Raw genomic sequence first — 12356 nt, 5'->3', positions numbered from 1 at the left:
CACCCACTGGTTCGCCCCGAGGAGGCGAAGAAACGAGTTCGTCAGGCCGTCCCACTGCCGCCCCGCGAACGCCCCCGGGTTCGGACCGCCTTCGGGGTAGGGGACCACCGTGGTCGCAGCGCGGAGCGCGTCGGGCACGAGGGTGCCGCTGCGGACCAGGGTGCGGACCCACCACCACCCCGTGGCCACGACCGGCACCAGGAACACGACCGCGGCGTGGACGAGCCGCGCCCGCAGCGAACGGCTCCGTCCGAGCAGCACCACGACGACGGCGAAGGGGATCGCGACGAGGCCGAGGGCCGTCAACGCGGACATCGCCGTCACGCTGACCGCGAGCCCCGTGGTGGTCCACCGCGAGCGGTCCCCGGTCAGGACGCGCACCGCGAGCCAGACCGTGACGGCGCCGAAGAGCACCATCGGCGCCCAGACCGTGACGCCCGACGTGACCTGCGCGAGCTGCGGCACGGCGAACAGGAGGAACGGCGCGACGAGGGCGGTCCGCGGCGACCGGGTCGCACGACGCACCGTCGCCCAGACGAGCACGGGCAGCGCGGCGACGACGACCACGTCGAGGAGCCGGAGCGCCAGGACCGCCGTGCCCCAGCTGTGCGACCCCCAACCGATCGCACGGAGCACGGCGGCGGAGACGAGGAAGTACGTCGGCGGGTGCTGCGACATCTGGTCGATCGCCGCGGAGTCGCCGGGGGACTGCGCGAGCAACGCCGACACGGTGACCCGGTCGGCGGCCGGCACCGGGTGCTCGACGACCTGGCGGACCGCGTCGAGGTAGTGCATCGATCCCGGTGGCGGCCAGCCGAGGCCGAGCGCCGTCCGGAAGGCCGCGTCGACGTACGCCGGCTCGTCCGGGGCGCCGAAGGCCGGCGTGACGAAGGCGAAGAGCAGCAGGAACCCGATCCAGGCTGCGGTGACCCCGGCGAGGATCGTCCACTCGCGGCGGGCGGTCACGCGCGGGCCTCCGAGTGCGGAGCGGAGGACGTGCGCTCCGGCGTGACCGGCGACGTCCCCCTGCGCTCCGGCGCCGTCCCGCGGAGCCACCGGACGAGGAGCACGGCCGTCGCGGCGAGCAGCAGCCCCGCGATGACGACCAGCGTCGCGATCCAGCCCCCGCCCACGAGCCCGACGACGTCGTAGCGGGTGAGGTTCGACCGGGTGATCCACCACGCGCCGTCGGCGCCGAAGGCCCGCACGACGTAGAGGACGCCGTACAGGGCGATGGCGCACGCGGCGATCGCCATCCCGACGGCGAGCCGCGTCCGGCCGCGCGCGGTGACGGTGGCGCGCGGCCACGCGAGCGCGCTCAGCGCGATGAGCGCGATGAGGGTCGGGTAGTAGTAGCGGCCCTGCGTGCCCGCCACGATGGTGTTCCTGACGTAGCCGCCCCACCCGCTCTGCATGTGCAGGGCGATGAGGATCACCGGGTAGGCCGCGAGGACGATCGCCGGGCGGAGCGAGGGGCCGCGTCGGAAGGCCCAGACCGCGATGCCGGCGAGCGAGAGCACGGTCAGCGCGTCGATGAGGGCCTGCGCGACCTGGAACTGCGCGAGACTGCCGACGCTGCCCCAGAAGGTCCGGGTGACACCGTTCCAGTAGTCGCGCAGGAAGACCTCCGGCGAGGGGCCGGTGCCGGCCGGGAACGGCTTGTCCGGTCGGGCGTAGGACGCCATGCCGTCGGGCTGGATCTGCCGGTACACGATGAGGTTGTGGAGCCACCACCACGCACCGACCAGCGCCGCGAGTGCGAGGGTGCCGAAGGCCCTGATGACGTTCCGGAGCACGACGCCCCGGTGGAGTCCGGCGGTCACCACCGCGATGCCCACGAACGGGACCGCCGGCAGCGCCGTGCCCTTCACGAGCAGCATCGCGCCGAGGGTGACGGCGATGCCGACCAGGAGCCGGACGCGGTGGTCACCGGTGAGCAGCCGCGTGACGAGGTACACGAGGAGCCCGGCGAGCGGGAGCATGAGGGCGTCGTTCGTCACCGAGGCGCCGATGGCTGCGAGCTCCGGGATCGCGAGCACCGCGGCGGCCCCGACCACGGCCGCCCGTGGTGACCGGGTGAGCCGACGGACCGTCGCCCACGCCAGGAACGGGAGCGGCAGCGCCAGGAGGGCGTCGAACAGGCGGAGGGCCAGCACGGCGTGGTCCCACCGGAGGTCCTCGAAGTGCACGAGGTGCAGGACGCCCGCGGCGATGACGTAGTACGTCGGCGGGTGTTGCGTCATCTGGTCGACGCTGCCGACGTGGTCACCGGGGTACTCGTCGAGCAGCGCACCCCAGGTCGGGTGCTGCGCGGAGCGCTCGCGGAGGTTGTCGTGCTGCGCGGACTCGGTCGCGTTGAGGTACGGCAGCGTGCCCGGCGGCGCCCACCCGTCGCCGATCGCGACGTGCACGACCGCGTCGACGTGGGTCGGCTCGTCGGGGGCCTTGAAGGTGGTGGTTCCGAACGCCCACACCGCGAGCACTGCGGCGAAGGCGATGGTGACCGCGAGCACCACGAGGCGTTCGGCGCGGCCCACCCCCCGCACCGGCGTCCCCGCGTCAGTCACCGTAGCGCTGCAGTTTCTGCAGGTCGAGCTGCTCCTCGGCCAGCGTGCGGTTCAACCGCGTGAGGTCGGCAACGACCCCGATCACGACCGCGAGCACCGCGGTGATGAGCAGGACGACGCCGAGGATGATCGACTGCAGGTGGTTGCCGTCGGTGTGCATCGCGAGGAGCACCAGGTAGCGGATGAGCGGCCAGAGGCCCAGCGCGCCGAGGACGGCGGCGACCCAGGCGAACAGCGCCATCGGGCGGTACATGAGGTACACGCGGGCGATGGCGGAGCCCGACTGGAACATGTGCTGCCAGATGTTGCTGAACAGCCGCGACTCACGCGTCTTCGGGTTCGTCGTGATCGGGACGGAGGCGATCGCGAGGCGCTTGTAGCCGGCCTGGACGATCGTCTCCATGCAGTAGCTGAACCGGGTCACGATGTTCAGCCGGATGAGCGAGTACTTCGAGTACGCGCGGAAGCCGCTCGCTGCGTCGGGCAGGTCGAGCCCGGCCGCGCGCGACGCCACCCACGAGCCGAAGCGCTGCATGAGCTTCTTGAACCCGGAGAAGTGCTCGATCGTGCGGGTCTGCCGGTCGCCGATGACGATCTCGGCTTCCTTCCGGAGGATCGGCTGCACGAGCTCGGCGATCTGCGACTGCGGGTACTGGTTGTCGCCGTCGGTGTTCACGACGATGTCGGCGCCGTGCAGCAGCGCGTAGTCGACGCCGTCGCGGAACGAACGGGCGAGGCCCATGTTCGTGGTGTGGTGCACGAAGTGCTTGACGCCGTGCTCCTTCGCGACCTCGACGGTGCGGTCCGTGCTGCCGTCGTTGATGACGAGGATCTCGATCTCGTCGATGCCGTCGATCTCCTTCGGGATGGAGTCGATGACGCTGGCGAGGGTGTTCTCCTCGTTGAGGCATGGGATCTGGACGAACAACTTCACGGGGATGCAGGTCTCGTTTCGATGTCTGGCGGGTGCGCGAGGCCTCAACAGCCTAATGCGATCCTGCGAGGTCGTGGCGAAACGTGGTGTACCAGTCGCCTTGCTAGGCTGCCGTGGTGCAGATCCGCGAACTCAAGATCCCCGGCGCGTGGGAGTTCACGCCCGTGCAGCACGGCGACGCCCGAGGCGCGTTCCTCGAGGCGTACCGCGCGGACGTCCTCGAGGAGACCGTCGGGCACCCGCTCGACCTCCGCCAGGTGAACATGTCGATCTCCTCGGCCGGTGTCGCCCGGGGCATCCACTACGCCCTCGTGGCGCCGAGCCAGGCGAAGTACGTCACCGCCGTCCGTGGGGCGTTCATCGACTACATCGTGGACATCCGGGTCGGTTCGCCGACGTTCGGCCAGTGGGACTCGGTCCGCATCGACGACGTCGACCGCAAGGCCGTCTACCTGTCGGAGGGCCTCGGCCACGCCATCGTCGCCCTCGAGGACCGCTCGACGGTGAACTACCTCGTCAGCGCTCACTACGACCCGCAGCGCGAGAAGGGGATCACGATCCTCGACCCGACGGTCGGCCTGACGCTGCCCGAGGGCCTCGGCGAGCCGGTGCTCTCCGAGAAGGACACCGCGGCGCCGACGCTCGAGCAGGCCGCTGAGCAGGGGCTCCTGCCGACCTACGAGGAAGCGGTCGCCTACACCGAGTCGCTCCGGACGAAGAAGTAAGGAAGACCCGATGAAGGGCATCATCCTCGCCGGCGGTTCCGGCACGCGCCTCTGGCCGATCACCAAGGGCATCAGCAAGCAGCTCATGCCGATCTACGACAAGCCGATGGTCTACTACCCGCTGTCGACGCTCATGATGGCCGGCATCCGTGAGGTCCTCGTCATCACGACGCCGGAGTACAACGAGCAGTTCAAGGCCCTGCTCGGTGACGGCTCGGCGCTCGGCATGGACATCCAGTACGCGGTGCAGCCGAGCCCGGACGGGCTCGCACAGGCGTTCGTCATCGGCGAGGACTTCATCGGCGACGACAGCGTCGCCCTCGTCCTCGGCGACAACATCTTCCACGGCACCGGCCTCGGCACGAACCTCCGCAAGAACACCGCGGTGCAGGGCGCCACGATCTTCGCGTACCACGTGGCCGACCCGACCGCGTACGGCGTGGTCGAGTTCGACGACGACTTCACCGCGGTCTCCATCGAGGAGAAGCCGGCGCAGCCGAAGTCGAACTACGCCGTTCCCGGCCTGTACTTCTACGACAACAAGGTCATCGAGATCGCGAAGACGATCGAGCCGAGCGCGCGCGGCGAGCTCGAGATCTCGACCGTGAACGAGCGCTACCTCGAGGCGGGCGAGCTCGGTGTGCAGGTCCTCGACCGCGGCACGGCCTGGCTCGACACGGGCACGTTCGAGTCGATGATGCAGGCGTCGGAGTACGTCAAGGTGATCGAGGACCGGCAGGGCTTCAAGATCGGCTGCATCGAGGAGATCGCCTGGCGCAACGGCTGGATCGACGACGCGCAGCTCGCCGAGCTCGCCGCGCCGCTGGTCAAGGGCGGGTACGGCGTGTACCTGCAGCGCCTGCTCGCCTCCTGAGCCGCTCGTGGGCCTCTTCCGTCGGACGCGTCGCGGTGTCGACGGGGTCGCTCCCGTCGGCCGGGAGGCCCGTGGCGCGGCTGCGACGCCGCCCGACGTCGTCCGCGTGACCGGCTGGGACGGCGACCTCCCGCACCTGGACGCACCGGTGACGGTGCTCGTCACCACGCGCTCCGACCGGCACGCGGAGGTGCCGCGGCTGGTCGCCGCTGCCCGGTCGGCGTTCGGACCGGACGCCGACGTCCGCGCGCTGTCGTACGTGGCGGACGCCTCGCCGCGCGGTGCCTTCGACGCGGCGCTCCCGTGGGTGCGTCGGCAGGAGCTGGACGGACTGGGGTCGGCGATCAACGCCGGCGTCGCAGGGGGCGTCGGCCGCACGCTCGTGCTCGTCGACACCTCGGTGCAGATCGACGCCGACGGCCTGCGCGCCCTCGCGCGCGACGTCGGCTGTCCGGTCCAGGCCGTCGTGCGGACCGCCGCCGGGGAGCACCGGAACGGTGCGCTCCTGGTGCGGCCCGGGGCGCTGCCGTGGTCGGACGACCGTGCCGCGTCGTCGGACGACCTCCTCCTCGGGGCGGACCAACCGGTGGTCTCGATGCCGCAGGGGGCGGTGGTCCCGGCCCCGTGCCTCCCGGACGAACGCACCGTGCTGACCGCCTGGACCGCCGACGCGGCGCACCATGCGGAGACAGCCGTGCGCAGCCGAGCCGTCGGGCCCGTCGTGCGCACCGTCGAACCCGGCCGCACGTTCGACGCCGCCGTGGTGGACGTGGTCGCCGGCTGGCGCGACCGGCCGTCCGCTCGACCCGGCGCCGACGTCGTGGCGGGGCCGCCGCTGCCGCCGTGGGGCGCGCGCCCCGTGACGCCGGCGGCGCGTTCCCGGACGACGGGTGACCGGCTGACCTGGTCCGTCAAGATCGCCGCACCGGCCGGACCCGAGGGCGACGGCTGGGGCGACGTGCACTTCGCCGGGGAGCTCGCGGCGGCGCTCGAGCGGCTCGGACAGCGCGTCCGGGTCGACCGGCGCGATGCCCACGTCCGCGGTGACGACGGTGCCGACGACGTCACCCTCGTCGTCCGGGGGCTCGACCGGGTGCCGCCGAACCCGGCGTCGGTGAACCTGCTCTGGGTCATCAGCCACCCGGACGACGTCGCTGACACCGAACTCCGGTCGTTCGACCGCGCCTTCGCCGCCGGCCCCGCCTGGGCCGCCGCTGCCTCGGCGCGGAGCGGCCTCACCGTCACCCCGCTGCTCCAGGCCACCGATCCGTCGGTGTTCCACCCGGGGAACCGGTCCGAGACGGACCCCGATGCCGACCACGTGGTCTTCGTCGGGTCGACGCGGGGGGCCGACCGCCCGGTCGTCGCCGACGCGGTGTCGCTCGGCGCCGACCTCCGGGTGCACGGACCGGGGTGGACGGACGTCGTACCGTCGGACCTGCTCGGCGAGCCGGGGCTGTCGCGTGCCGAGGTCGCACGGGCGTACGCGTCCGCACGGGTCGTGCTCAACGACCACTGGCCGGACATGGCGACGGGAGGGTTCGTGTCCAACCGGGTGTTCGACGTGCTCGCCGCCGGCGGGGTCGTCGTGACCGACCCGGTCCAGGGGCTCGCCGACGTCCTCGCGGTGCCCACCCTGGCCGTCGCCGGTTCCCGCGACGAGCTCGAGCGCCTGCTCGCACCGGAGCACCCGTGGCCGTCGGCGTCGGAGCGTGCGGTGATCGCGAGCCGCATCGCCGCCGAGCACTCGTTCGACGCTCGGGCCCGCGTGCTGCTCGACGCCGCCCGGGCCGAGCGCACCCGGCTGTTCGGCTGAGGTCTCCGCGCGCGGGGCCCGGGTTCGGGGCACCGCCCGCCGAGGCACTCCCGGTTCGGCGCGTCGGCGCACAACCGAAGTCACCCCGAACCACGTCTCGACGCGGTTCCGGATGACTTCGGTTGTGCGGACGCAGAACGCACCGTGGGGTCGTGCGGACGCAGAACGCGGCGCGGGGTCGTGCGGACGCAGAAGGTGCCGCCCGCCGCGGCGCACCGGGTGCTACTTGCGAGTCACCCAGCGGGCACGGAGCGACAGCCCGGCACGCAGCGCCACCCGGAGCGGCCACAGCCACCACGCCCGGTACTTCCGCGACAGGTACCGGTACGCGCTCCGGTGGTGCTCGATCTCCATGCGGCGCCGGTTCGACGACGTCGAGTGCGCCCCGGTGTGCGTGACCACGGCGGCCGGTACGTACACGTTCGCCTTCCCCGCACGCCCGACGCGCTGCCCGAGGTCGACGTCCTCGAAGTACATGAAGTACGACTCGTCGAAGCCGCCGAGCTGCCGGAACAGGGACGTCCGGATGAGGAAGCACGCGCCCGACAGCCAGCCGGCCTCGCGCTCGACGACCTCGGTCGTGGACCAGTACCGCTGGCTCCAGGGGTTCGCCGGCCAGAACCGTGAGAACGCGGCGTGGCCGAGGCCGGTGCGGAGCGACGGCAGCTGCCGTGCCGACGGGTAGGTCTCGCCCTGCTCGTCGAGGATCCGCGGCCCGAACGCACCGCCGTCGGGCAGTCGGTCGGCAGCGCGGACGAGCTCGTCGATCGACCCGGGGCCGAGCACGACGTCGGGGTTCGTGACGAGCAGGAAGTCGGGGCGGACGTCGGGCAGCACGTCGTCGAGCGCTGCGAGCGCCGCGTCGATCCCGCCGCCGTAGCCGAGGTTGCCCCCGGAGGACACCACGGTTGCCCCGTAGGACTCGCCGACGGCCCGCAGCGCGTCGAGGTCGGTCGAGCCGTTGTCGGCGATGACCACCGCGACCGGTGACGTCGACGCGGCCGCAATGCTCGCGAGGAAGGGGCGGATCGTCTCGCCCGTGTTGTACGTGACGGTGAGGACGGCCACGCGGGGGGTGTCGGTCACCGGGCGACCTCCCGGTAGGCGTCGGCGTGCACCGCTGCGGTGGCGTCCCACGTGAAGTCGGCGGCACGTCGGAGTGCGGCCGACCGGTGCGACGAGACCAGCTCGGCGTCGTCGAGCAGGCGGGCCATCGTGGCGGCGAGGTCGACGGCGTCCGGTTCGGTGTAGACCGCGGCGTCACCCCCGACCTCGGGCAGCGAGAGCCGCCGGGTGGTCACGACGCAGGCGCCGGCGGCCATCGCCTCGACCACCGGCAGGCCGAAGCCCTCGCCGAGCGACGGGTACACGACGAACTCGGCGCCGCCGAGGAAGCCGGCGAGGTCCTCGATCGGGAGGTAGCCTGCCTCGACGACGTGGTCGGTCTCCTGCAGGGCGTCGAGCCGTTCGATCGCGGCCGTGTCCCACCCGCGCGCCCCGGAGAGCACGAGCCACGGCGTCGCGGACCCGGTCGCGTCACGTGCCGTCCGCACCGCGGCGTACGCGTCGAGCAGCGCCGTGACGTTCTTGCGGGGCTCGATCGTCCCGAGGAACGCGATCCACGGAGCGCCCTCGGGGAGGGTCGCGGCGATCCGGGCGTCCTCGACCTCGGCCGTCGACGGCGCGTGGAACACGGTGCGGTCGACGCCGAGCGGTGCCACGCGGACGTCGGCGCGGACGCCCCGCACGACCCGGGCCGCCTCGGTCGCCGTCGCGGCGCTCGGCACGACGACGACCGGACGGGTGCGGAGCGAGCGGCGGCTCCACCAGGTGAAGAACGTGCGCTTCAGCCTGGAGTGCCACTCCGGGTTCGAGAAGAACGTCGCGTCGTGCAGCGTGACCACCGAGCCGCCGCGCCAGGCGACCGGGAACGTGTAGTGCGGCGAGTGCAGCACGTCGACACGCAGGCGGCGGGCGAGCGCCGGGAGTCCGGTCTGCTCCCACGCGAGGCGCATGGGCACCGAGTCGGTCCAGGCCGGTGCGGCGTGCACGGTGACGGTCGGCGCGATCGTCCGGAAGTGTGCGACGTGGCCGGGGCGGACGACGAGGTGCACGTCGAGGTCGGGCTCCGTCAGGTGGGACACGACGCCCTCGACGTAGCGTCCGACGCCGCCGAGGTTCCGCGGTACGGCCGTCCCGTCGATCAGGACGGAGGTGTGCGGCACGCGTGGTTCCTTTCGGCCGAGGCCGTCGTCTCGGCCGGGGCCGTCGTCGGGGGAGGGTCCAGGATAGCGCTCGTGGCTCATGCGCCCGGGTCCACGGCCCGGCGCGGCACGCTCGCGCGGCGGTCCTCCGCGAGCCGGTGCGCGAGGTGCCGGGGGAGGTGTCCCGCGACGTCCGCCAGCGCTGCCAGGACGAGCCGCGCCTCCCGGCGGTCCGCGGTGGACGCGAGACCGCGGAGGCCGCGCACCAGCGTCCGTGCCACGGCCCGGAGCACCGTCGGCCACGGTGCGTGCCAGAGCGCCACGAGGACGCGGTTCCGTGCGTTCCGGAACACGAACAGGTCGCTCTGCACCCCGGACGACGCCGAGTGGTCGTGCTCGACGACGGCGTCCGCCGCGTGCTCGACGCGCCATCCGCGGCGGCGGAGCCGCCAGGCGTACTCGGTGTCCTCGTAGTACATGAACAGCGACTCGTCGAGGAGGCCCACGTCGTCGAGCGCGACCCGGCGGAGCGCCGACGCGCCCCCGGAGAAGCCGAAGACGTCGACGTCGGCCGCGTGGTCGGCCGGAGCGAACCAGTCGCGGTCGGCGCCGTTGCCGTCGCGGTCGACCAGGACGCCGGTCGAGTTGAGCCGGACGTCGCCGTCCGGCGACGGCGTCCACGACCGGCCGGCGTGGTCCCGGAGCGTGCGCTGGTCGGGTGCGGGCCGCGACCCGGCCGGGAGGCGCGTCCAGCGTCCGGCGAGCACGATGCGGCCCGTCACGGCCGCCACCTCCGGCCCGGCGTGCGCGAGGTGGTCGCGGAGCGCGGCGACGAACCCCGGCGCGGGCGCCGCGTCGTTGTTGAGGAGGACGACGACCTCGGCGTCGGAGGCCCGGATCCCGGTGTTCGCACCCGCCGCGAAGCCGCCGTTGTCGGCCCGCTCCACGACGGTCGCGTCGGTCAGTGCGGCGCGGAGGGCCCGGACGGAGTCGTCGGACGAGCCGTTGTCCACGACGACGACCTCGGCGGCCGAGGACGGGTCGTCGAGCACCGCCCGCGCAGCACGGATCGTCAGGTCGGCACGCTCCCAGTTGACGATCACGACCGCGGTCGACGCGGCGCCCGCGGGATCGGTCCGTCCCGACACGCTCAGTCGAGCTCTTCGAGGGACGGCTTGGCGTAGACCGTGCCGACCGCGTCGCCGAACGACGGCACCTCGAAGGAGTCGCACTCGGGCAGGTCGTGCAGGTGCCGGCCGGCGGAGTCCATCATCGACACGTTGATGAAGTACTTCCCGGTGCCGAACTTCGCGTCCGTGATCCGCAGGCGGAGCTTCCGGCGACCGTGCAGCGGTGTCAGGTGGACGCCCATGATGCCGGTGGTGGTGCCGTAGACGACCTGGCCCGCGGTGTTGTTGATCTGGACCGCGGCCTCCCAGTCGGAGACCCCGTCGAGGTGCTCGAACTCCATGTCGACCACGAGGTCGTCGCCGGGGAGGACGTCCTCGCGGCGCTCCTTGCCCTCCGCGTGCACGGTCGCGCCGAGGACCGTGCCCCGCCCGACCTGGACGTCGGCGCTCAGCTCGCCCGAGCGGCGCTCCTCGAGCACGTCGCGGAACTTGCTGACCGCCTCGACCGCCTCGCCGTCGTGCAGGACCGTGCCCTTGTTGAGGAGGACGACGCGGTCGCACATCTCCTGCACCTGGCTGAGCGAGTGCGTGACGATGATGATCGTCTTGCCCTGCTCCTGGAACGTGCGGATGCGGTCGAGGCACTTGCGCTGGAAGGCCTCGTCGCCGACCGCGAGCACCTCGTCGACGAGGAGCACGTCCGGGTCGGTGTGCACCGCGACGGCGAAGGCGAGCCGCACGTACATGCCGGAGCTGTAGAACTTCACCTGGGTGTCGATGAAGTCGCCGATGCCGGAGAACGCCAGGATGTCGTCGAACCGCGACTCGGTCTCCTTGCGGCTCAGCCCGAGGAGCGCCGCGTTCAGGTAGACGTTCTCGCGACCGGAGAGGTCCGGGTGGAACCCGGCGCCGAGCTCGAGCAGGGCCGCCAGCCGCCCGCGTCGGGACACGGTGCCCGAGGTCGGCTGGATGATGCCGCCGATCGCCTTGAGGAGTGTGGACTTGCCGGACCCGTTCTGGCCGATGAGCCCGACGGTGGTCCCGGCCTGGATCGTCACGCTGACGTCGTCGAGCGCCCAGAAGTCCTGACGGTGCTTCCGACCGGCGCGGCCGAGGGTGACGATGCGCTCGCGGATCGTGTTGTCCTTGCGCACGGTGAAGCGCTTGCGGACGTGGTCCACGACGATGACGTCCGGGCGCTCGGCGGCCGGGGTCGTGGTCGTCGGGGTGACGGGTGTGCTGATGGCCATGGGTCTAGAGCTCCTGCGCGAAGTTGCCCTGCAGGCGCGAGAAGACGCGCTGCGCTCCGACGAGGCAGACCAGGCCGACGACCAGGGCGATGCCGAGGCGGAGCATGAGGTGGTCCGGGTAGACGACCGCCGCGGGGTCGTGCAGCCAGATGGCGTTCTGGAGACCGAGGACGGCGAGGGTCAAGGGGTTGTTCGTGTAGACCGTCAGGAGCCACGGCGCGGTGAGCTCCTTCACGACCATCGAGTACGAGTAGACGATCGGGGAACCCCACAGGAGCACCATGAGCCCGACGTCGATGACGAACTGCACGTCGCGCAGGTAGACGTTGAGCGCCGCGAGCACCAGGCCGATCGCCGCTCCGAACACGACGATGACGGCGAGTGACGGGATGAGGTACACGAGCCCCTCGTGCAGCGGGAACTGCCCGAGCACGAGCGTCGCCACCAGCAGGATGCCGAACTGGATCGCGAAGTTCACGAGCGCGGCGCCCACGCTCGCGAGCGGGAAGACCTCGCGTGGGACGTAGACCTTCTTGATCAGACCGCTGTTGCCGACGATCGACCCGGTCGACCCGGCGACGATCTCGCTGAAGAGCGTGTAGGCGGACAGGCCGGTGAAGACGTAGATCGCGAAGTTGTCGATGCCGTGGGCGGCACCGAGGACCTTGCCGATGACGAAGTAGTAGATGAGGAGCTGGGTGAGCGGTCGCACGAGCGTCCACACGAACCCGAGCGCCGAGTCCTTGTACCGGGCCTTGAGGTCGCGTCGGACGAGCATGCCGAGCATCTCGCGCTTGCGGAACACGTCACGCAGCTCGCGCCACGTCCCCCGGATCGCGCTCGTCGGGGCACCGAC

General features: G+C 72.1%; 11 protein-coding genes. 3 read left to right on the top strand and 8 right to left on the bottom strand.

Annotated elements, in window-relative coordinates; genetic code table 11:
* The 3 genes from I59_RS17565 to I59_RS17555 form a co-directional block, all read right to left on the bottom strand.
* Positions 1-966, bottom strand: a 966-nt coding sequence (locus tag I59_RS17565; protein WP_148286302.1) for a glycosyltransferase family 39 protein, incomplete at its 3' end; no start/stop codon positions are given.
* Positions 963-2537: a glycosyltransferase family 39 protein gene (locus I59_RS17560; RefSeq protein ID WP_022904984.1), complete on the bottom strand. Its 1575-nt coding sequence runs from the start codon at positions 2535-2537 to the stop codon at positions 963-965. The genes I59_RS17560 and I59_RS17565, both read right to left, overlap by 4 nt.
* Before the next feature lie 22 nt (positions 2538-2559).
* Complete coding sequence (locus I59_RS17555) at positions 2560-3501, bottom strand: glycosyltransferase family 2 protein (RefSeq protein WP_022904983.1); 942 nt, start codon at positions 3499-3501, stop codon at positions 2560-2562.
* Between the two features lie 116 nt (positions 3502-3617).
* Between I59_RS17555 and I59_RS17550 the strand changes: the two genes are divergently transcribed.
* The 3 genes from I59_RS17550 (at position 3618) to I59_RS17540 (ending at position 6916) form a co-directional block, all read left to right on the top strand.
* Positions 3618-4226: a dTDP-4-dehydrorhamnose 3,5-epimerase family protein gene (locus I59_RS17550; protein WP_031274433.1), complete on the top strand. Its 609-nt coding sequence runs from the start codon at positions 3618-3620 to the stop codon at positions 4224-4226.
* A gap of 10 nt (positions 4227-4236) precedes the next feature.
* Positions 4237-5100, top strand: a complete 864-nt coding sequence (gene rfbA, locus I59_RS17545) for a glucose-1-phosphate thymidylyltransferase RfbA (protein ID WP_022904981.1) — start codon at positions 4237-4239, stop codon at positions 5098-5100.
* A gap of 106 nt (positions 5101-5206) precedes the next feature.
* A complete protein-coding gene (locus tag I59_RS17540) occupies positions 5207-6916 on the top strand; it encodes a glycosyltransferase (RefSeq protein ID WP_148286301.1) in 1710 nt (569 codons plus the stop codon).
* Between the two features lie 222 nt (positions 6917-7138).
* On the opposite strand, the gene I59_RS17535 is transcribed toward I59_RS17540, so the two are convergent.
* The 5 genes from I59_RS17535 to I59_RS17515 all read right to left on the bottom strand — a co-directional run.
* Complete coding sequence (locus I59_RS17535; protein WP_022904979.1) at positions 7139-8002, bottom strand: glycosyltransferase family 2 protein; 864 nt, start codon at positions 8000-8002, stop codon at positions 7139-7141.
* Positions 7999-9141, bottom strand: a complete 1143-nt coding sequence (locus I59_RS17530; RefSeq protein ID WP_022904978.1) for a glycosyltransferase family 1 protein — start codon at positions 9139-9141, stop codon at positions 7999-8001. The genes I59_RS17535 and I59_RS17530 overlap by 4 nt, the downstream gene beginning before the upstream one ends.
* A gap of 77 nt (positions 9142-9218) precedes the next feature.
* Complete coding sequence (locus I59_RS17525; protein ID WP_022904977.1) at positions 9219-10268, bottom strand: glycosyltransferase family 2 protein; 1050 nt, start codon at positions 10266-10268, stop codon at positions 9219-9221.
* A 2-nt stretch (positions 10269-10270) separates the two neighbouring features.
* A complete protein-coding gene (locus I59_RS17520) occupies positions 10271-11500 on the bottom strand; it encodes an ABC transporter ATP-binding protein (RefSeq protein WP_022904976.1) in 1230 nt (409 codons plus the stop codon).
* A 4-nt stretch (positions 11501-11504) separates the two neighbouring features.
* On the bottom strand, positions 11505-12356 hold an 852-nt coding region (locus I59_RS17515; protein ID WP_022904975.1), incomplete at its 5' end, for an ABC transporter permease.

This window comes from Curtobacterium sp. B8 (assembly GCF_000333315.1).
Lineage (GTDB): Bacteria > Actinomycetota > Actinomycetes > Actinomycetales > Microbacteriaceae > Curtobacterium > Curtobacterium luteum.
This window is presented reverse-complemented; position numbering and strand designations above follow the sequence as displayed.

Excerpts from the sequence above, each read along its gene's own strand:
- rfbA (WP_022904981.1), top strand. The coding sequence starts at position 4,237 with ATGAAGGGCATCATCCTCGCCGGCGGTTCCGGCACGCGCCTCTGGCCG.
- I59_RS17520 (WP_022904976.1), bottom strand. The coding sequence starts at position 11,500 with ATGGCCATCAGCACACCCGTCACCCCGACGACCACGACCCCGGCCGCC.